Source organism: Escherichia sp. MOD1-EC6098, assembly GCF_002965865.1.
Classification (GTDB): Bacteria; Pseudomonadota; Gammaproteobacteria; order Enterobacterales; family Enterobacteriaceae; genus Escherichia; species Escherichia marmotae.
The window spans coordinates 1-19,842 of sequence record NZ_PTSN01000025.1; the positions used below are offsets into that span (position 1 = coordinate 1).

Here is a 19,842-nt window from a genome sequence, read left to right on the forward strand (position 1 = left end):
ATAACTTTGACCGCCAGATTATTATTCCGCCCATTATTTTTAACGGTATAGCGTATGACGATCCGGGGAGCGGAAATAACCCAGGAGGCACGCGATACACGGGTTATGGTTTTGAAGTTCGCAAAAATGGCGTATTAATCGCATCCAGAGAAACTAAAGGAGCCATTCCCGGTAGTTACAGTGCGGTTATTGATATGCCGAGTGGTGGTGGTAACGTCACTCTGGAGTTTAAGATTTTCCAGAAAGGCAATCAGGGCGCAGGTAACATCACAGACTGTACGGTGATTGTGACCAAAAAAGCTGCTTCCGGTATCAGTATCCGTTGAAATATTTATAACCCCAATACGGGCGCCAGAAATGGCGCCTTTTTTATTTGTGGAGTGAGTATGGCAGTACAGATTTCAGGTGTGCTGAAAGATGGTGCGGGAAAACCAATACAGAACTGCACTATTCAACTGAAGGCAAAGCGTAACAGCACCACGGTACTGGTGAACACGGTGGCCTCTGAAAATCCGGATGAAGCCGGGCGTTACAGCATGGATGTTGAGTATGGCCAGTACAGCGTTATCCTGCTTGTTGAAGGTTTTCCGCCTTCACATGCCGGAACCATTACCGTCTATGAAGGTTCCAGACCAGGTACGCTGAATGATTTTCTCGGTGCCATGACGGAAGATGATGTCATGCCGGAGGCATTGCGTCGTTTTGAGGAAATGGTGGAAGAAGCGGCACGCAACGCTGAAGCCGCCTCTCAGAGCGCAGCGGCGGCAAAGAAATCCGAAACTGCAGCGGCATCATCGAAGAACGCGGCGAAAACCTCAGAAACGAATGCAGCTAACAGCGCACAGGCGGCAGCGGCCTCGCAGACTGCATCGGCAAACTCCGCAACAGCAGCTAAAAAATCAGAAACCAACGCGAAAAATAGCGAGACAGCCGCAAAGACGAGCGAAACCAACGCAAAGTCCAGCCAGACGGCAGCGAAGACCAGCGAAACGAATGCTAAAGCCAGTGAAACTGCGGCAAAAAACAGCCAGGTTGCAGCAGCCCAAAGCGAGAGCGCGGCAGCCGGTTCTGCGACTTCAGCAGCTGGATCAGCAACTGCTACGGCTAACAGCCAGAAAGCTGCGAAGACGAGTGAAACTAACGCAAAGTCCAGCCAGACGGCAGCGAAGACCAGCGAAACGAATGCCAAAGCCAGTGAAACTGCGGCGAAAAGCAGTCAGGATGCAGCGGCTCAAAGCGAGAGTGCCGCAGCCAGTTCTGCAAGCGCGGCGGCTGCTTCTGCCACTGCATCAGCTAACAGTCAAAAAGCAGCAAAAACCAGTGAAACCAACGCAAAGGTGAGCGAAACAGCGGCTGCGAACTCAGCGAAAGCATCGGCAGCAAGCCAGACGGCAGCTAAAGCAAGCGAAGATGCAGCCAGAGAGTACGCAAGCCAGGCTGCGGAGCCGTATAAATATGTCTTACAGCCGCTGCCTGATGTGTGGATACCATTTAACGATTCGCTGGATATGATTACGGGCTTTTCGCCGTCATATAAAAAAATTGTTATTGGTGACGATGAAATAACGATGCCTGGCGACAAGATTGTTAAGTTTAAACGTGCATCGAAAGCAACCTATATTAACAAATCTGGTGTGCTGACAGAGGCTGCCATTGACGAGCCACGATTTGAACGTGATGGCCTGCTTATTGAGGGGCAAAGAACAAACTACATGCTCAATTCGGAAAGCCCTGCCAGTTGGGGGCGATCGTCAAATATGGATGTGCCCGAAACAGGGACGGATAATTTTGGTTTTACCTATGGAAAGTTTGTCTGCAACGATTCTCTGATTGGGCAAACCTCAGCCATTAATATGGCATCAATTGCTGCAACAAAGTCAGTTGATGTCTCAGGCGATAATAAACACGTGACAACCTCATGTCGTTTTAAAACAGAACTGCAGGTAAGGTTGCGTATCCGGTTTGATAAATATGACGGTAGCGCAACAACTTTTCTTGGTGATGCGTATATTGATACACAAACGCTTGAAATTAATATGACAGGCGGTGCTGCCTCAAGGATTACAGCGAGAGTCAGAAAGGACGAAGCTACCGGATGGATTTTTGCAGAGGCAACAATTCAGGCAATTGATGGGGAGTTAAAAATAGGCTCTCAGATACAGTATTCTCCTAAGCAGAGCGGGGCAACCGTATCTGGTGACTATATTTATCTGGCCACCCCACAAGTAGAAGATGGGCCTTGTGTATCATCTTTTATTATATCAGGAGCGACGGCGGCGACCCGCGCAAGCGATATAGTTACAGTTCCAATTAAGAATAATCTTTATAATCTTCCTTTTACGGTTCTTTGTGAGGTACATAAGAACTGGTATAAAACGCCAAATGCAGCGCCACGTGTTTTTGATACCGGCGGTCATCAAACCGGAGCGGCTATTATTCTTGGTTTCGGTCGTTCAACAGATTACGACGGATTTCCTTATTGCGATATTGGAGGAGCTAACAGACGGGTAAACGAAAACGCATCGCTTGAAAAAATGGTTATGGGGATGCGTGTAAAGTCAGAGCAGTCTACGTGCTCAGTAAGTAACGGGCATATATCCAGCGAAACAAAAACCACATGGTCCTGTATTCAGAACACCGCAATTATCCGTATTGGAGGCCAGACTACAGCCGGGTTACGTCATTTATTTGGTCATGTCAGGAATTTCAGAATATGGCACAAGGCATTGACTGATGCTCAGGTGGGGGAGTCAATCTAATGAAAGATTTAACACTCAAATTTGCCGACAGGGCCGACTTTTCGGCCTTTATGGATAGCACTGGCTATTATGATGACGAGTCGATGCAGGATGATATTCTTATTGACGTGATAGGTAACGTGTACAAAGAAACCGGAGAACTGACTGAAGATGGCGAACCGGTATGTGTTAAGGAAGACGGATATTTTGTAAACGTGCGCATCATTAATGATTCGCAAATATCGTCATTATTCGATGAATACGTGGTTGCTGTTGAGCATCAACTTCGTGGCTGGATGTGAGGAAGAAAAATGGCTACATCGACAGTAATTCCTGATGACATCAAAACGCTAAAATCCGACGTTAGCAAATTAAAAAACGATCAAGGAAGCTACGCAACAAAATTATATGTAGACAGCAAAGATGAAATCGTTGGTGACTGGTCTGCTTCATGGTATCAGCAGGTATTGCCAACTAGCGGAGCTATATTTGGGAGAAAACTCCGCTCAACTCACAGGACGGCAGGTGTTGAGGATGCGTATTGCGAACTATACCTCAAAAAATGGATAGACAGTCCAGGTAACGCAATGGCGCGCCTTAACCTGAACGATAACGGGACAAACATTTGCTGGGACTTTACCAACCTTTATGGCGGTACGATGATTTTTCCCGGTGACAGCGGATACCTCAAAATGGGTAACTGCCTTATGTCATACAGCAAGCGTGGAAGTAACGCGCTTATTAAATTTGATTACACCGACACATTACAGATCAAATATGCCAATCATGGGTCAACCATGACATTAAACACACAGGGAACCGCTTATGCTGGTGTTACTGCTCAATTGTGGGGCAACACCAGCCGTCCTGTTGTTTATGAAGTCGGTGTTGATGGTGGCGCTTATATGTTCTATGCGCAGAAAAATACCGATAACACCTATATGTTAAGCGTTAATGGTGCATGTCATGCCACCGCATTTAACCAGCATTCCGACCGGGATCTGAAAGACAACATTCAGGTGATCGATAATGCAACCGACCGCATCCGTAAAATGAACGGCTATACATACACGCTTAAAGAAAACGGTATGCCCTATGCTGGTGTCATTGCACAGGAAGCTCTGGAAGCAATCCCAGAAGTTGTAGGTTCCGCAATGAAATATCAGGACGGTGCAAGCGGATCGGAAGGTGAAGAAGGTGAACGTTATTACACAGTAGATTATTCTGGTGTTACTGGCTTGCTTGTTCAGGTAGCCAGAGAGTCAGACGACAGAATAACAGCACTGGAAGAAGAAAACGCAGAATTAAGACAAAGATTATCTGCAATTGAGGCGGCGCTTGCGTCTAAATAATATTAAGGGGCCGAGCGCCCCGTTTTATTGGGTAGGATGAAAATGGATATAACACCTTTCCTTCATGCGCTTTGTGCTGTGGCTGCGCAGCTACTGATTGGTCTTTTTACCGGGAACTGGGCTTACGGGGCGATAGCCGGTTGTACGTTCTTCATTGCGCGTGAACACACCCAGGCAGAATATCGCTGGATTGAAATGTTCGGGCATGGCAAGCGAATGAATATGCCGTGGTGGGGCGGTTTTGATCCGCGCGCGTGGGATGTGGCAAGCCTGATGGATTTTGCTGTGCCGGTGGTGGCGTGTCTGCTGGTCTGGCTGTTGGTTAATCGTGGGTGAAAAAAGGTGAGCTGTATATGCAACGGAGGAAGAAACCCCGTTGCTGGAAGCCAGGAAAAAGTATCGGGTGTTGCTGAACCGTGTTGATACATCAGTAGTACCGGATATTGAATGGCCAGCACTACCGTAGGGTAAGATATATAAATTCTATAATTAGAAGTATCTTTCCATTTAAGGCTAGGAAGGAGGGCTTGGAAAACGTAAGAAATCTCACACCGAGATTATTTTTATATATCAGGTGTCTGATTTTTTGCTTTAGCTCTTAAAATGGTTTGCCGCGAGGTTTTGAATTCTTGGGCAATGTCACTTATATTTATACCTGACTTAATTTGCTCTAGTACCCTCTGTATTTGTTCATCATTTAACACAGGTGGGCGACCAAATCGCTTTCCTGCGCCCCGTGCTCTTAATATCCCTGAATGAGTACGCTCAAGTAAAAGGTCTCGCTCAAATTCAGCGACTGCTGAAATTACTTGCATCATCATTTTTCCTGGTGGACTGGTCAGGTCAACGCCCCCCAATGCTAAGCAATGCACTTTGATACCTGCTTTGGTCAGTTGTTCCACCGTTTTACTGATATCCATTGGATTACAACCGAGGCGATCCAGTTTTGTGACAATCAATTCATCACCTCTTTTCAGTCGATCAAGCAACTGGTTAAAACCAGGACGCTCACTGGTTGCTGCTGAGCCGCTAATTTGTTCTTCAATTATTTGCTGAGATTTGATGTTAAAACCTGCACTTTCGATTTCCCGACGTTGATTTTTGGTTGTCTGTTCCAGAGTTGATACCCGACAGTAAGCATAAATTCGAGACATAGTGAGATCTTCTATACGAAATTGGTGTACATATCATAATGCATCTCATAAAATAATTTTGATTATTTTTGTGCATATTTGTATGTACACGTTCGAAAATAAACGAATGCGTATGCAACCCCGTAATTTTGGTGAGACCCAAAATCGATTTTGTGAAAAATGGCCTTAACTCGGTTTGTTTTTCGAGTTCCGGGCGGACTCAAGGAAGAAGAATAGTGTTGCGTGTTATTTTAACCAGATTTCAAGTTGTTTGGTCGTGGAAAAGTGGAGCAAAATGTTGTTAAAGTGGAAAAATGATAAAAAAGTAAGTTTATTATATTACATTTTACCATTTAAATTTTTGTTGTCTTTAAGAACTGATATCGCTGTTTGTAATAATTCTTTGTTATCCAGCCATGACTTTTTCTTTATGTTTCCTTCAATGTAATCAAGCAATGTTCTGGTATTGATAGGTCTTCCCTGTTTTGCTACTTCCACGACAGCATCCCCTAGGATAATTCTGACTTCAGGAAGCTGCGCAGGGAACCACTTTAGGGTGTCTTTTGATTTCATGAATATATTCCTTAAAATATTATTGATTTTCATTGCGATATTGTATGTCTGATTCAGGATATGTTGACTTATACATCGGTTTTGTCTGGGTTATTGGATATGCCAATCCCTAATTTTATTAGAGCATGACTAAAAATGCTGAATATGATAAGGAGCGAAGTGATTATCAGTATGCTGTTCATATAGCCTCGAATTAGTAATGTGTTATATATTATATAGTTGACAATTTTTATCCTGGGTGTTCTTAAAGTTCGTAGATAAACATTGTCGTTTCAGGTATACAGGAATGCTAACAGATGGCGGCAAAAATCAGGCGGTTTATGGCGCAAGCTGAAGTGGCAACTGCAAACTATCTTATGCAGAGACTCTACACGGATTGGGTTTAAAAGTATACATAGATAACAGTTTTTATCTGAAGAAGAAAAATATCAAGGTGATATAGCCTATATGCCTTTGATGCGGAGGAATGAATGTGATGGGAGTGATGTATCTGAATAGTTGAAAAACCGCAGACACGCCTTATGCAAGAACGTGCTGCGGTTGGCTGGTAAATTTTTCGATAGTGCGAGTATTGAATGATTTCCAGCCGTTATTGATTTTACGCGTAAATCCATGAAAAAACTACTTATCTGTTGGGGAGTTTTTTTGGGGCATATATGGGACAGAAATAGGCCCCAGATAGACACTGAGATCGAACTTAGGATGCTTTTTAAAAAATGCAACTATCTGAAAAAACCTAGAAAACGCCAAGGAAACCACAGGATGGGAAAAAACACCTGTGAATTATGGATTTTCAGTTGTACTCGCTCGGTGCAGCGTTAGTATTTCATGAAATATTTTTTCCGGAATCATCAGCCGCAATGGCGTTAATTCTGGCAATGGGAACCTACGGTGCTGGTTATGTAGCACGCATTGTTGGGGCATTTATTTTTGGCAAAATGGGCGACAGAATAGGGCGTAAAAAAGTTCTCTTTATTACCATCACTATGATGGGGATCTGTACTACCCTAATTGGTGTGTTGCCGACTTATGCACAGATTGGTGTTTTTGCGCCAATCTTGCTGGTGACTCTACGTATTATTCAGGGGTTGGGGGCTGGTGCTGAGATTTCCGGAGCTGGTACGATGCTGGCGGAATATGCGCCGAAAGGCAAACGCGGCATTATCTCCTCATTCGTCGCGATGGGAACGAACTGCGGTACTTTGAGTGCAACGGCAATCTGGGCCTTTATGTTCTTTATTCTCAGCAAAGAAGAGTTGCTGGCATGGGGATGGCGTATTCCGTTTCTCGCTAGTGTTGTGGTGATGGTCTTTGCTATCTGGTTGCGCATGAACCTGAAAGAAAGCCCGGTTTTTGAGAAAGTTAATGACAGTAAGCAGCCTGCGCCAAAAGCTGTTCCTTCTGGCAGTATGTTCCAGAGTAAGTCTTTTTGGCTGGCAACGGGTCTGCGTTTTGGACAGGCAGGAAACTCAGGTTTGATTCAAACCTTCCTTGCCGGATATTTAGTGCAGACTCTGCTGTTCAATAAAGCAATTCCAACAGATGCATTAATGATCAGTTCCATTATTGGTTTTATGACGATACCTTTCCTCGGTTGGTTATCCGATAAAATTGGCCGTCGTATTCCCTATATCATTATGAATACTTCAGCCATTGTACTGGCGTGGCCAATGCTTTCTATTATCGTAGATAAAAGCTATGCTCCAAGTACCATCATGGTTGCGTTGATTGTAATTCACAACTGTGCGGTGTTGGGATTATTTGCCCTGGAAAACATTACTATGGCAGAAATGTTCGGCTGTAAAAGTCGCTTTACCCGAATGGCAATATCCAAAGAAATAGGTGGTCTTGTTGCTTCAGGTTTTGGTCCTATTCTGGCAGGTATTTTCTGCACCATGACCGAATCTTGGTATCCGATTGCAATAATGATTATGGCTTATTCTGTTATCGGATTAATTTCCGCGCTGAAAATGCCAGAAGTTAAAGACCGCGATCTGAGTGCGTTGGAAGATGCCGCGGAAGATCAACCACGTATTGTAAGATCTGCGCAACCTTCAAGAAGTCTGTAAATCCTGAATCCCTTCTTTTACGGAGAAGGGATTTTTTATTCATATAACAAGCCATTCATCTCATCTTGCCAAATTTAAATTAAAGGAATTGTCATGGGAAATAATTTGTTATCAGCGAAGGCTACGCTTCCTGTCTATGAGCGTAATAATTTGATACCTCGAATTGTTCATTTAGGTTTTGGCGCATTTCATCGCGCGCATCAAGGCGTGTATGCCGATATTCTTGCCGCTGAACATTGCAGTGACTGGGGATATTATGAGGTCAACTTAATCGGCGGGGAACAGCAAATCGTCGATCTAAAACAGCAAGATAATCTCTATACCGTTGCGGAGATGTCCGCAGATGCCTGGACTGCTCGTGTCATTGGCGTAGTGAAAAAAGCGCTGCATGTGCAAATCGACGGTTTGGAAGCGGTACTGGCTGCCATGTGTGAACCGCAAATTGCTATTGTCTCCCTGACAATTACGGAGAAAGGTTATTTCCACTCACCGGCGAGCGGCCAGTTAATGTTGGATCACCCAATGATCGTCGCTGATCTGAACAATCCTCACCAGCCCAAAACGGCACCAGGGGTTATCGTCGAGGCGTTGGCACGACGTAAAGCGGCAGGGTTACAGGCATTTACGGTGATGTCATGCGATAACATGCCTGAGAATGGTCATGTTATGCGTGACGTTGTCACTTCTTATGCGCGTGCTGTCGACGAAAAACTGGCGCAATGGATTGTAGAAAACGTGACTTTCCCATCGACAATGGTGGATCGCATTGTACCCGCGGTCACGGCAGAAACACTGGATAAAATCGAACAACTCGCCGGTGTGCGTGATCCGGCAGGTGTTGCCTGTGAACCTTTCCGCCAGTGGGTGATTGAAGATAACTTTGTTGCCGGACGCCCGGAATGGGAAAAAGCGGGAGCCGAACTGGTTAGTGATGTACTGCCATATGAAGAGATGAAACTGCGCATGCTCAACGGCAGCCATTCCTTCCTGGCTTATCTGGGATATCTGGCGGGTTATCAGCATATTAATGATTGTATGGAAGATGATAATTATCGCCGTGCAGCGCTTACATTAATGTTGCAGGAACAGGCACCGACGCTGAAAGTGCAGGGGGTGGCTCTGCAAGATTATGCTAACCGATTGATTGAGCGCTACAGTAACCCTGCTTTACGCCATCGGACCTGGCAGATTGCGATGGATGGTAGTCAGAAACTGCCGCAACGTATGCTGGATTCTGTGCGCTGGCATTTGGCGCATGGCAGTTCATTTAATCTCCTGGCGCTTGGTGTCGCGGGTTGGATGCGTTATGTCGGCGGTGTAGATGAGCTGGGTAATCCAATTGAGATCAGCGACCCGTTATTGTCTGTGATCCAGCAGACCGTACAAAATAGTGAGGAAGGGAAAGAACGCGTGCGGGCATTGATAGCGATTGAGGCGATCTTTGGTAACGATTTGCCGAACAATGCTTTATTCACAGATAAAGTAACAGAGGCGTATTTGTCTTTATGACTGAAGGCGCGAAAGCAACCGTGGCAAAATATACCGTGGCGTAAAAACAGCAATGCCGCCATCGGCGGCATTCACACGCTTAGTTCATGCCGAGACGAATCAGGTCCAGAGGCGCGAGTTTTTCATCACAACCTTCAACAACCACGGTTTTTCCGCGGCGGATTTGCTCTGCGGTCAGACCTTCAGTATCAATCGACAGGATCTTGCCAGTGTGACCGGTGCCGCTAACCATAACACGGCTGCCAGTGGTGATTGCGTTACGGTTACGATCGTAGGTCGTCATAGGTGTTTTCTCCTTTCTGATTTACAGTCGAAGCCCACGTAACGGGCGCAATATAAATACTCCTGTCGAGTGAATATTTTTTTGTTTATGATCAAGTTCACATCTTTTTTGATGCTTGCATGAACCAGAAGAAGGGAATGGAGTCTCATCCCGGGTGGGATGAGAGGACATGAATTACTCTTCGCTAAACCAGTCGCTGTTTTCCTGGCGGATTTGCTGCACGGATTCACTTATTTCCTGCAAATGCAGTGTCATTGCTTTTTCTACCGCAGTGACATCATGCTTTTGTAGCGCAGTAAAAATATCCATGTGTTGGCGCAACAACATATCTGGTGGCGAGACGTGGTCAAAACTCATATAGCGTACCCGGTCAATGGTCGCTTTCAGGTTTTCAATGGTGTCCCACGCGAGCTGACAGTCGGCAATCTGCGTCAGGATTTGGTGGAAGTTATCATCAAGTTCAAAAAAATCATCCAGTTGTTTGCGTTCAATGGCTATACGTTGCTGGTGGAGATTTTGCTCAAGCAGGTAGCACTGGCTATCGGTAATCATGGTCGCCGCTCTGCGGACTACGGCGCACTCAATGGCCTGGCGGATAAAACTACCGTTGCGTACCTGAGTCATGGAGATTTTATTGACGTAGCTGCCACGTTGCGGGCGAATTTGAATCAGGCCATTTTCCGCCAGCTTAATGAAGGCTTCACGAACTGGCTGGCGCGACACATTGAAACGAACAGAAACTTCTTTTTCCGATAACGGCGTACCCGGTGCAATCAGACAATGCACAATGTCGCGACGGAGAATACGATAAATCTGTTGATTGACTGGTTGCGTGGGATTGAGTTGTGTTTCGACGGTCATTCGTTCTTGCTTTTGAGTGGGTTAACTGAGCAAGTCTACCACTTTTTTGTGACAAACAATAACCCGGCGGTTAGGCCGGGTATAAAAATTAATGGCGATGGATATTCAGTCCGGCATAGCTCTGGGTAACTGGCATCATTTCCAGAGTATTGATGTTAACGTGAGCCGGGAGAGTCGCCACCCACCAGACGGCTTCACAGACATCTTCTGGCGTCAGCGCAACGGTGTTTTGATAGGTTTTTTCCGCTTTACCGTCATCGCCTTTAAAGCGGACATTGGAAAATTCAGTACCGCCGACCAGACCTGGCTCGATGTCAGTGACACGAACCGCAGTGCCATGCAGGTCAGTACGCAGATTCAGGCTGAATTGACGAACGAATGCTTTTGTTGCGCCATAAACGTTGCCACCAGCATATGGCCAGCTACCTGCCGTTGAACCAATGTTAATAATATGACCACGATTACGCTCAACCATGCCAGGCAGCACGGCACGCGTCATATACACCAGGCCTTTATTGTTGGTATCAATCATTGTTTCCCAGTCTTCGACACTGGCTTTATGTGCAGGTTCCATACCCAGCGCCAGCCCGGCGTTATTCACCAGAATATCAATGTCACGCCAATCGGCAGGAAGCGATTCCATCATCTCTTCAATAGCGGCGCGATTACGAACATCGAGCTGGGCGATATAAAGGTTATCGCCCAGCTCGTCTTTTAACTCCTGCAACCGCTCCTGGCGTCGACCCGTAGCGATAACTTTATGGCCTTGTTGAATAAAACGACGAGTAATGCATTCACCAAAACCTGCCGTTGCTCCAGTTACTAAAACGATCATCTCACTGTTCCTCAACGCTTTTGTGTGTCCCTTAACATAGCACGTGATGCTTAAGAGCAGGTAATACTGGTTTGCACTCCGTTACCAGTCAGCCTACGCTATGGGACACCTCGCGTTCAGGAGAAGAAAATGACAACAATGAACCCTTTCCTTGTGCAAAGCACACTGCCGTATCTGGCTCCCCGTTTTGATCAAATTGCAGATCATCACTATCGTCCGGCTTTCGACGAGGGGATGCGGCAAAAGCGGGCTGAGATTACCGCTATCACGATCAACCCGCAGACACCTGATTTCACTAACACGATTTTGGCGCTGGAACAGAGCGGTGAATTGCTTACCCGCGTCACCAGCGTCTTTTTTGCCATGACAGCGGCGCATACCAACGATGAGTTACAGCGTCTTGATGAACAGTTTTCCGCCGAACTGGCGGAACTGGCTAATGATATCTATCTGAACGGCGAATTATTCGCGCGGGTGGATGCAGTCTGGCAGCGCCGCGGATCCCTGGGGCTTGATAGTGAATCCATTAGACTGGTTGACGTTATTCATCAGCGTTTTGTCCTTGCCGGAGCCCAACTTGAAGATGCGGATAAAGCAAAATTAAAAGTGCTGAACACCGAAGCCGCGACGCTGACCAGTCAGTTTAACCAGCGCTTATTAGCTGCGAACAAATCCGGTGGAGTGGTGGTTGACGATATTCAGCAACTGGCAGGCATGAGTGAGCAAGAGATTGCCCTGGCGGCCGGGGCGGCTCGCGAGAAAGGTCTGGATAACAAATGGCTTATCCCGCTGCTGAATACTACGCAACAACCGGCGCTTGCGGAACTCCGCGATCGTTCCACACGTGAAAAACTGTTCACTGCAGCCTGGACGCGTGCGGAAAAAAATGATGCCAACGATACCCGCGCTATCATTCAACGGCTGGTGGAGATCCGCGCGCAACAGGCAACATTACTTGGCTTCCCTCATTATGCCGCATGGAAAATAGCCGACCAGATGGCAAAAACGCCAGAAGCGGCACTCAACTTTATGCGGGAAATTGTTCCGGCGGCGCGTCAGCGTGCGAGCGATGAATTAGCGTCTATTCAGGCGGTTATCGGAAAACAGCAAGACGGTTTTAGCGCACAGCCGTGGGACTGGGCGTTTTACGCCGAACAGGTACGTCGTGAGAAATTCGATCTTGATGAGGCGCAACTCAAACCTTATTTTGAATTAAACACGGTACTGAATGAAGGGGTATTCTGGACCGCCAATCAGCTTTTCGGCATTAAGTTTGTCGAACGGTTTGATATACCGGTATATCACCCGGATGTGCGGGTCTGGGAAATCTTTGATCATAACGGTGTTGGACTGGCGCTATTTTACGGTGACTTCTTCGCCCGTGATTCAAAAAGTGGCGGCGCGTGGATGGGTAATTTTGTCGAGCAATCTACGCTCAATGAAACGCGCCCGGTAATTTATAACGTTTGCAATTATCAAAAACCCGCTGCTGGTGAGCCTGCCTTGTTGCTGTGGGATGACGTTATTACCTTATTCCATGAGTTTGGACATACATTGCATGGTCTGTTTGCCTGCCAGCGTTATGCCACGCTTTCCGGCACCAATACGCCGCGTGATTTTGTTGAATTTCCGTCGCAAATCAACGAACACTGGGCAACGCATCCGCAGGTGTTCGCCCGCTATGCCCGACATTATCAAACCAGAGAAGCCATGCCGGAAACTCTGCAACAGAAAATGCGCAATGCCAGCCTGTTCAATAAAGGCTATGAGATGAGCGAACTGCTTAGTGCTGCGCTTCTCGATATGCGTTGGCACTGTTTGCAAGAGAATGAGGCGATGCAGGATGTGGACGATTTCGAACAGCGGGCGCTGGTGGCGGAAAATATGGATCTTCCTGCTGTACCGCCACGTTATCGCAGCAGTTATTTCGCCCACATTTTTAGCGGCGGATATGCGGCGGGTTACTACGCGTATCTGTGGACGCAAATGCTGGCAGACGATGGTTATCAGTGGTTTGTTGAGCAGGGCGGATTAACGCGTGAAAATGGGCAATATTTTCGCGAGGCAATCCTCTCCAAAGGCAACAGCGAAGATTTAGAACGTCTGTATCGTCAATGGCGCGGTAAGGCACCACAGATTGCACCAATGTTGCAACATCGCGGGCTGGATGTTTAACTCTCCCATATTGCCCCGGACTGATTCTTGCCTGGGGCAATATATACTATGTTATTCATTTCTGTTTTTAGTTTCCCACTGCTATGTCTGGAATTGTTATTCGGTATCTCCGTACATTTGTAGAATTATAATACTGCCAGATGCTCTAATCCATCTGGCCATTGTTTTCCCCCCTTCGGCATAATCAGTATTATATCTTCTGGCTTAAATTGAACCTGTTTTGCCAGAATTAATTATTTTTTTCTGCGTATTTTGTTTTAAATCACGCGGTTATGTTTTTATCCATTAGTAAATATTTTTCTATGGAATTGTTGACATAAGTTTTCTTTTCTCCCGTTACAATAGAACGCACAAGGAACTGTGAAAAAGGAGTGGCAATGATCAAGAAGACAACGGAAATCGATGCCATCTTGTTAGATCTCAATAAGGCTATTGATGCCCATTACCAGTGGCTGGTGAGTATGTTTCACAGCGTGGTAGCGAAAGATGCCAGTAAGCCAGAAATTACAGATAACCATTCTTATGGGCTGTGCCAGTTTGGTCAGTGGATTGATCATCTGGGGCCACTCGATAACGATGAATTACCTTACGTTCGGCTAATGGATTCTGCGCATCAGCATATGCATATCTGCGGACGGGAGTTAATGCTGGCTATTGTCGAAAATCGCTGGCAGGAAGCGCATTTTGACGCATTTCAGGACGGGTTACTTTCTTTTACCGCGGCATTAACCGATTACAAAATTTACCTTTTAACTATTCGTAGCAATATGGATGTTCTGACTGGCTTACCCGGTCGTCGGGTTCTTGATGAGTCCTTTGATCATCAATTACGCAATGCTGAGCCGTTGAATCTCTATTTAATATTGCTGGATATAGACCGATTTAAATTGGTTAATGATACCTACGGGCATTTAATAGGTGATGTGGTATTACGCACGCTGGCAACTTACTTAGCTACCTGGACGCGTGATTACGAAACGGTTTATCGCTATGGCGGCGAAGAATTTATCATCATCGTCAAAGCTGCTAATGATGAAGAGGCATGCCGTGCCGGAGTTCGTATTTGCCAGTTAGTCGATAACCACGCAATTGCACATTCTGACGGGCATATCAACATAACCGTGACCGCTGGAGTCAGCCGGGCATTTCCTGAAGAGTCGCTGGATGCGGTAATCGGAAGAGCAGACAGAGCAATGTATGAAGGTAAGCAGACCGGAAGAAACCGCTGCATGTTTATTGATGAACAGAGCGTGATTACTCGAGTTTAAACATCGTTTAACATTCATTGAGAAACGTGATGCTACTGTGTCAGCGATCCGCTACCAGTGCAGGAAAATGCCTGTTAGCGTAAAAGCAAAACACAAATCAATCCATGCAAGCATTCACCGCCGGTTTACTGGCGGTTTTTTTTCGCCGTCAGAAAAATCAGGCCCCTTGTACACAACTGTAACAAGGGGCCGGTTAGGTGAGGGATTATCTCCGTTCATTAGTCATCCCATTTGTGGCTGAAATACGCGGCCAGAAAACCAGAAAATAAAATTATTCCCAGTACGGCGATAAAAACATTCATATTACCCAGCATTATTTGCCTCCGTTTATGGTGTGGTGTATTTCCTCGCTTACCTTAATTTTCATCTCAATGAGGAAGATATTAGCAGAGGTAACCTAAACGAAGGCTGAATTAGGTGGTTAATGTGATGGTGGTCGGTTGTTTTTCCGATATTGTGAAGGGGATAATAAAAAAAGCTGGTGAAAATGATGACGCAGTAACGCTGAATGACTAAACCCCGTCAGCTCGGCAATTTTATCGATGTTAAAAGCCGAATTTTGCAGATAATCCTGTACGCGTATTAATCGCCGTTGTCGCAGGAAAATAATCCGCAGCGCCGTACCACACTGGCACGGCTCGTCCGTCAACAAAGCACCGGCTGCCCCCACGTTCTGGTGCGAATACCTTTTAACATCAGCATCCACGCCGCAATGATCACCAACGCTAAGATGACAAACAGCGAGGAAGGCGGCATGGTAGTGAGCACGATACCACTCACCAGTGGATTTATCGCTGCGCCAAGCCAGCCTAATGACTGGGCGGAAAAATAACTGGCTTTCATCCCCGGCGGCGCAATATGGTCAATCAACATGTACTCACCAGGGGCATAAATGATCTCACCGAGGGTAAATACCGCGGCTGAAATTCCCCAAAGTAGCAGGCTGTTGCCGGAAAAGATAAACCCGATCAGACCGACGACAAAACAGAGGGTGCCCACCGTCATTAATGCGCGAATGTTGGTCGGATTAATGCGACGACCCACGGAATATTGCAACGTAACCACCATCGCAGCATTAACCGGAAGAACAACCGCGACCACCTTTTCGGCAAAATCGCCATCAGCAATCACCATCACATATTGTGAAATGCACGAGGCAAAAGCACCGCTCACGAAAGAAGCAAGAAAAGCAGAGCAGGTGAACCACAGCAGAGCTTTATCCTGTAACAAAACTTTTGGCGACCAGACGCTACCCGCCTCTGTGGCGATGATTTTCTCGCTGCGCTTTACCCAAATTTGAATGAAAAGCATGGGGAACGCGGAACAGATGGCGGCCAGCCAAAAGGGCAGATTGATGCTTTGCATCACCAATAGCGTGCCGAGCGGTGGGCCAATGGTCCAGCCAATGTTGAGCATGGTGTAGTTGATCGAGAAGATCTTCGTTTTGCTGGTGGATGAAAGATTATCGGCAAACCAGGCTTTCAACACGGTAGCAAAAACGGAATAGGCGCAGTTGATGAGAGCAAAGAACAGCACCACCAGCGTTACGCTGTCCACCAGGGGAATGGCGATAAAACCGCTGGCGAAGGCGGTAATTGCCAGTAACATATAACGTTTCTTGTCGAACTTATCCGCCAGAATGCCAAATCCAAGGCTAAAAACCACGCCGATGGTTAGTGCAATTGTCATCGCATAACCGATCAGATCGACTCCCAGACCGTACTGGCGACTCAAATAAATGGTCATAAACGGTAGCGTGGCGCCCCGTCCGATGGTTAATAACAACGATGAGGCGAGAAGGGCGCAGGTAGAGCGTCTCAGGGATAAGTTCATTTGGCTGTCCGGCGGTGCGTTTTGTTATGTTTTGTTTTCGAGATGTAAAGAAATAGCATGGCAAAAATCCGAAGTATAGCGACTTATTTGCCATTAATGCCGTCGGAAACGATGGCTAACGAATCAACTGTTAAAGAAAAGTAAATTCAGCTAAGTTGATTGCTTACAAAAGATGAAAATTCAGAGGCGGTAGAATGTCGCGAAAAGATGGGTTATTGGCGCTACTGGTTGTGGTGGTGTGGGGGCTTAATTTTGTGGTCATCAAAGTGGGACTTCACAACATGCCACCGCTGATGCTGGCCGGTATGCGCTTTATGCTGGTCGCTTTCCCGGCTATCTTTTTTGTCGCACGGCCGAAAGTACCGCTGAATTTACTGCTGGGGTATGGTTTAACCATCAGTTTTGCGCAGTTTGCCTTTCTCTTCTGCGCCATTAACTTCGGTATGCCGGCTGGACTGGCCTCGCTGGTATTACAGGCTCAGGCGTTTTTTACTATCGTGCTTGGCGCGTTTACTTTCGGTGAGCGACTGCATGGCAAACAACTGGCGGGGATCGCCTTAGCGATTTTTGGTGTACTGGTGTTAATCGAAGATAGCCTGAACGGTCAGCATGTAGCGATGCTCGGCTTTATGTTGACCCTGGCGGCAGCATTTAGCTGGGCGTGTGGCAACATCTTCAATAAAAAGATCATGTCGCATTCATCGCGTCCGGCGGTGATGTCGCTGGTGATATGGAGTGCATTAATTCCCATTATTCCGTTCTTTGTCGCTTCACTCATTCTCGATGGTTCTGCAACCATGATTCACAGCCTGGTCACTATCGACATGATCACCATTTTATCTCTGATGTATCTGGCGTTTGTGGCGACAATTGTCGGTTATGGGATCTGGGGGACGCTGCTGGGTCGCTATGAAACCTGGCGTGTTGCACCGTTATCGTTACTGGTGCCGGTAGTTGGTCTGGCAAGTGCGGCATTATTGCTGGATGAACGATTAACGGGTCTGCAATTTTTCGGTGCGGTGCTGATAATGGGTGGGCTGTATATCAATGTGTTTGGTTTGCGCTGGCGTAAAGCGGTGAAGGTGAGAGGCTAATAAGCCCCGATATCCCGGGGCCAGAATTAATTACATGGTGTGTTGATTATAATAAGGCACGCCCAGCGCATCCGACTTATCACTGCCTGTCCCCATGTGATTTAAATCGAAAGGGGGTTGTTCCTGCGATGGAGGAACAATCACTTCATCGCCGCAGGGAGTAACGACCGGCTGCGTAGTTTGTTCCGCAAATCCCTGCGCGGAAAAGAGAATAAGCGCGGTTGCTATTGCGGATAAAAGTGGTTTCATGATTGCCTCAAGTGACGTTGTCACGTTTTAACTAACTATTGTAATGATTCAATGGATGTAAAAAGCGCGATTCGCCCTGTATATTCGCCATCCGATATTTATGCGGCGGAACATCAAAATAGTTTTTGAAGGTGCGGGTCAGGGTTTGCTGGGACTCGAAACCATAACGTTCTGCCAGATAGAGTATTGGCTCGTTACTTTCTTTCAGCTTTTGCGCGATTTCCGTCATTTTACGGCTGCGGATGTATTGACCTAATGAATGGCCAGTTTCTTTTTTAAACATCCGTTGCAGGTGCCATTTGGAGTAACCTGAACGCTCTGACACTTTTTCCAGTGACAGTGGTGATTCCAGGTTGTCCTCGATCCAGTCCAAAATGCTATGAATAGTAATAGCGTCAGTATTGCGTCTGGACATCGTCATACCTCTTTTTTTGTTTACGGCAGGACTTTCTTAAGCAAATGCTCAAGCGTTGCCACTTCGTCCGCCGTCAGGTTTTTTGTTAATTCTTGATGCAGGTCCTGGCCAACTAATTGATGGCATTGTTCACATATTGCCGCGCCGCTGGCGGTGAGCTTTACCAGCACGCCGCGCTTGTCATTCGGGTTAGGCAACCGTTCCACCCAACCTTTACAGACCAGGCGATCCAGCATACGGGTCAGTGCTCCCAGGTCGACCGACAACACTTTTTTCAGCTCGACCGGTGTAATGCACGCTGCGCAGCGGATAGAGCAGAGCACCTTAAACTGTGCCGCAGTGATATCCAGCGGTGACAGATAATCGTTAAGCAGACGGTCTTTCTTCTGATTAACCATATAGATTAAGCGACCCAATGGGATGATTTCATTGAACAGGTCGCTGGTACTTTTCACATTAGTTGCCCTGGCAAGTAATTAGTTGCGGGGGATAATATTGCCCAGGCAAGTATAAGTCAAATGAATGGGTTGGCAGATGCCACGTTTTGCTAAATCGGTTCAAGTTTTGGTCAGCGCAATGCAAGGAAAGTTAAAGAGTGAAACTTTCTCCTTGTTTACCCTTTATACTTTTCGCTGATAACTAAGAGACACAGGATAACAATCACCAATGTTAGATTTGTTTAAAGCGATTGGTCTGGGGCTGGTGGTGTTACTGCCGTTAGCTAACCCGCTTACTACCGTAGCGTTGTTTCTCGGTCTGGCGGGCAACATGAACAGTGCCGAACGTAATCGCCAGTCGTTGATGGCCTCAGTGTATGTATTTGCCATCATGATGGTGGCGTATTACGCCGGGCAACTGGTGATGGATACCTTCGGCATTTCGATTCCCGGTCTGCGGATTGCAGGCGGACTAATCGTTGCGTTTATCGGTTTTCGTATGCTCTTTCCACAGCAAAAGGCAACGGACTCTCCGGAGGCAAAAAGTAAATCGGAAGAACTGGAAGATGAACCCAGCACCAATATTGCTTTTGTGCCGCTGGCAATGCCAAGTACCGCCGGGCCGGGAACCATTGCGATGATCATTAGCTCGGCGTCCACTGTGCGTCAGAGCTCAACTTTCGCGGACTGGGTACTGATGGTTGCGCCGCCGCTGATCTTTTTCCTGGTGGCGGTCATTTTATGGGGAAGTCTGCGTAGCTCTGGTGCCATTATGCGGCTGGTGGGCAAGGGAGGAATTGAAGCGATCTCCCGCCTGATGGGGTTCTTACTGGTTTGTATGGGTGTGCAGTTTATTATTAACGGCATCCTGGAAATTATTAAAACTTACCATTAAAAAAGGCCCGAATGGGCCTTTGAGACTGATAACAAAAGCAAAATTGCCTGATGCGCTACGCTTATCAGGCCTGATCTCTGCAATGTATTGAATTTGCGTGGTTTTGTAGGCCGGATAAGGCGT

The 19,842-nt window shown here is 46.7% G+C and carries 21 protein-coding genes and 4 pseudogenes; 12 read left to right on the top strand and 13 right to left on the bottom strand.

Features of this window, described 5'->3' with window-relative positions:
• The 6 genes and pseudogenes from C0K55_RS21350 to C0K55_RS21375 all read left to right on the top strand — a co-directional run.
• Window positions 1–326 (top strand): phage tail tip domain-containing protein (locus C0K55_RS21350; RefSeq protein WP_442899387.1); only part of this gene is annotated, 326 nt, incomplete at its 5' end.
• Between the two features lie 60 nt (window positions 327–386).
• On the top strand, window positions 387–2,759 hold the full coding sequence (locus tag C0K55_RS21355) for a prophage tail fiber N-terminal domain-containing protein (RefSeq protein WP_000290533.1): 2,373 nt from the start codon (window positions 387–389) through the stop codon (window positions 2,757–2,759).
• Complete coding sequence (locus C0K55_RS21360; RefSeq protein ID WP_000654143.1) at window positions 2,759–3,040, top strand: hypothetical protein; 282 nt, start codon at window positions 2,759–2,761, stop codon at window positions 3,038–3,040. Before C0K55_RS21355 ends, C0K55_RS21360 begins: the two co-directional genes overlap by 1 nt.
• A 9-nt stretch (window positions 3,041–3,049) precedes the next feature.
• The gene (locus C0K55_RS21365; RefSeq protein ID WP_001353819.1) at window positions 3,050–4,090 is read left to right on the top strand and encodes a tail fiber domain-containing protein; all 1,041 of its coding nucleotides are present in this window, start codon (window positions 3,050–3,052) and stop codon (window positions 4,088–4,090) included.
• Between the two features lie 42 nt (window positions 4,091–4,132).
• A complete protein-coding gene (locus tag C0K55_RS21370) occupies window positions 4,133–4,426 on the top strand; it encodes a hypothetical protein (RefSeq protein WP_000355601.1) in 294 nt (97 codons plus the stop codon).
• A 19-nt stretch (window positions 4,427–4,445) separates the two neighbouring features.
• Window positions 4,446–4,556, top strand: a pseudogene (locus tag C0K55_RS21375) (tail fiber assembly protein); the annotation flags it as partial.
• Window positions 4,557–4,653: 97 nt separating this feature from the next.
• On the opposite strand, the gene C0K55_RS21380 reads toward C0K55_RS21375, so the two are convergent.
• The 3 genes from C0K55_RS21380 to C0K55_RS26015 form a co-directional block, all read right to left on the bottom strand.
• On the bottom strand, window positions 4,654–5,244 hold the full coding sequence (locus C0K55_RS21380) for a recombinase family protein (RefSeq protein WP_000087134.1): 591 nt from the start codon (window positions 5,242–5,244) through the stop codon (window positions 4,654–4,656).
• Window positions 5,245–5,562: 318 nt separating this feature from the next.
• A complete protein-coding gene (ydfK, locus tag C0K55_RS21385; protein ID WP_000836765.1) occupies window positions 5,563–5,796 on the bottom strand; it encodes a cold shock protein YdfK in 234 nt (77 codons plus the stop codon).
• 68 nt (window positions 5,797–5,864) lie between these two features.
• Window positions 5,865–5,978 carry a YnaM/YnfT family protein gene (locus tag C0K55_RS26015; protein WP_120795384.1) on the bottom strand — a complete coding sequence of 38 codons (114 nt, stop codon included), beginning with the start codon at window positions 5,976–5,978 and terminating at the stop codon, window positions 5,865–5,867.
• A gap of 603 nt (window positions 5,979–6,581) precedes the next feature.
• Between C0K55_RS26015 and ydfJ the strand changes: the two are divergent.
• A pseudogene (gene ydfJ, locus C0K55_RS21395) lies at window positions 6,582–7,865 on the top strand (MHS family MFS transporter YdfJ); the annotation flags it as partial.
• A 93-nt stretch (window positions 7,866–7,958) separates the two neighbouring features.
• Window positions 7,959–9,418 (top strand): annotated as a pseudogene (locus C0K55_RS21400) (mannitol dehydrogenase family protein).
• 35 nt (window positions 9,419–9,453) lie between these two features.
• On the opposite strand, the gene ydfZ reads toward C0K55_RS21400, so the two are convergent.
• The 3 genes from ydfZ to ydfG all read right to left on the bottom strand — a co-directional run bounded on the left by ydfZ (window position 9,454) and on the right by ydfG (window position 11,353).
• The gene (ydfZ, locus tag C0K55_RS21405) at window positions 9,454–9,657 is read right to left on the bottom strand and encodes a putative selenium delivery protein YdfZ (RefSeq protein ID WP_000214710.1); all 204 of its coding nucleotides are present in this window, start codon (window positions 9,655–9,657) and stop codon (window positions 9,454–9,456) included.
• A gap of 174 nt (window positions 9,658–9,831) precedes the next feature.
• Entirely contained in the window at window positions 9,832–10,518 is a 687-nt protein-coding gene (locus C0K55_RS21410) for a GntR family transcriptional regulator (RefSeq protein WP_000215557.1), read from the bottom strand.
• An 88-nt stretch (window positions 10,519–10,606) separates the two neighbouring features.
• Window positions 10,607–11,353, bottom strand: a complete 747-nt coding sequence (gene ydfG, locus C0K55_RS21415; protein WP_000636576.1) for a bifunctional NADP-dependent 3-hydroxy acid dehydrogenase/3-hydroxypropionate dehydrogenase YdfG — start codon at window positions 11,351–11,353, stop codon at window positions 10,607–10,609.
• A 129-nt stretch (window positions 11,354–11,482) separates the two neighbouring features.
• On the opposite strand from ydfG, the gene dcp reads away from it, so the two are divergent.
• Complete coding sequence (dcp, locus tag C0K55_RS21420) at window positions 11,483–13,528, top strand: peptidyl-dipeptidase Dcp (RefSeq protein ID WP_105266532.1); 2,046 nt, start codon at window positions 11,483–11,485, stop codon at window positions 13,526–13,528.
• Window positions 13,529–13,905: 377 nt separating this feature from the next.
• Window positions 13,906–14,796 carry a diguanylate cyclase DgcZ gene (gene dgcZ, locus C0K55_RS21425; protein WP_000592792.1) on the top strand — a complete coding sequence of 297 codons (891 nt, stop codon included), beginning with the start codon at window positions 13,906–13,908 and terminating at the stop codon, window positions 14,794–14,796.
• A gap of 114 nt (window positions 14,797–14,910) precedes the next feature.
• Here dgcZ and mgtT read toward each other — a convergent pair whose 3' ends face one another.
• From mgtT to ydeE, 4 genes and pseudogenes are all read right to left on the bottom strand, one after another.
• On the bottom strand, window positions 14,911–15,015 hold the full coding sequence (gene mgtT, locus C0K55_RS26740; protein WP_214678605.1) for a protein MgtT: 105 nt from the start codon (window positions 15,013–15,015) through the stop codon (window positions 14,911–14,913).
• A complete protein-coding gene (gene mgtS / locus C0K55_RS21430; protein ID WP_000901364.1) occupies window positions 15,015–15,110 on the bottom strand; it encodes a protein MgtS in 96 nt (31 codons plus the stop codon). Before mgtS ends, mgtT begins: the two co-directional genes overlap by 1 nt.
• Window positions 15,111–15,217: 107 nt before the next feature.
• Window positions 15,218–15,400, bottom strand: a pseudogene (locus C0K55_RS27230) (helix-turn-helix domain-containing protein); the annotation flags it as partial.
• 41 nt (window positions 15,401–15,441) lie between these two features.
• The gene (gene ydeE / locus C0K55_RS21440; RefSeq protein ID WP_001054142.1) at window positions 15,442–16,629 is read right to left on the bottom strand and encodes an efflux MFS transporter YdeE; all 1,188 of its coding nucleotides are present in this window, start codon (window positions 16,627–16,629) and stop codon (window positions 15,442–15,444) included.
• Window positions 16,630–16,823: 194 nt separating this feature from the next.
• Here ydeE and eamA point away from each other — a divergent pair, with 194 nt between their 5' ends.
• On the top strand, window positions 16,824–17,723 hold the full coding sequence (gene eamA, locus C0K55_RS21445; RefSeq protein WP_000087186.1) for an O-acetylserine/cysteine exporter: 900 nt from the start codon (window positions 16,824–16,826) through the stop codon (window positions 17,721–17,723).
• Window positions 17,724–17,753: 30 nt separating this feature from the next.
• On the opposite strand, the gene marB is transcribed toward eamA, so the two are convergent.
• From marB to marR, 3 genes are read right to left on the bottom strand one after another with little or no spacing between them, the layout of a single operon-like run.
• Complete coding sequence (gene marB, locus C0K55_RS21450; protein ID WP_000803534.1) at window positions 17,754–17,972, bottom strand: multiple antibiotic resistance protein MarB; 219 nt, start codon at window positions 17,970–17,972, stop codon at window positions 17,754–17,756.
• A 31-nt stretch (window positions 17,973–18,003) separates the two neighbouring features.
• Window positions 18,004–18,387 carry an MDR efflux pump AcrAB transcriptional activator MarA gene (gene marA, locus C0K55_RS21455; RefSeq protein ID WP_000091195.1) on the bottom strand — a complete coding sequence of 128 codons (384 nt, stop codon included), beginning with the start codon at window positions 18,385–18,387 and terminating at the stop codon, window positions 18,004–18,006.
• 20 nt (window positions 18,388–18,407) lie between these two features.
• Window positions 18,408–18,842: a multiple antibiotic resistance transcriptional regulator MarR gene (marR, locus tag C0K55_RS21460; RefSeq protein WP_000843428.1), complete on the bottom strand. Its 435-nt coding sequence runs from the start codon at window positions 18,840–18,842 to the stop codon at window positions 18,408–18,410.
• 211 nt (window positions 18,843–19,053) lie between these two features.
• Between marR and marC the strand changes: the two genes are divergently transcribed.
• Window positions 19,054–19,719, top strand: a complete 666-nt coding sequence (gene marC / locus C0K55_RS21465) for an NAAT family transporter MarC (RefSeq protein ID WP_000885037.1) — start codon at window positions 19,054–19,056, stop codon at window positions 19,717–19,719.
• Window positions 19,720–19,842 lie beyond the last annotated feature (123 nt).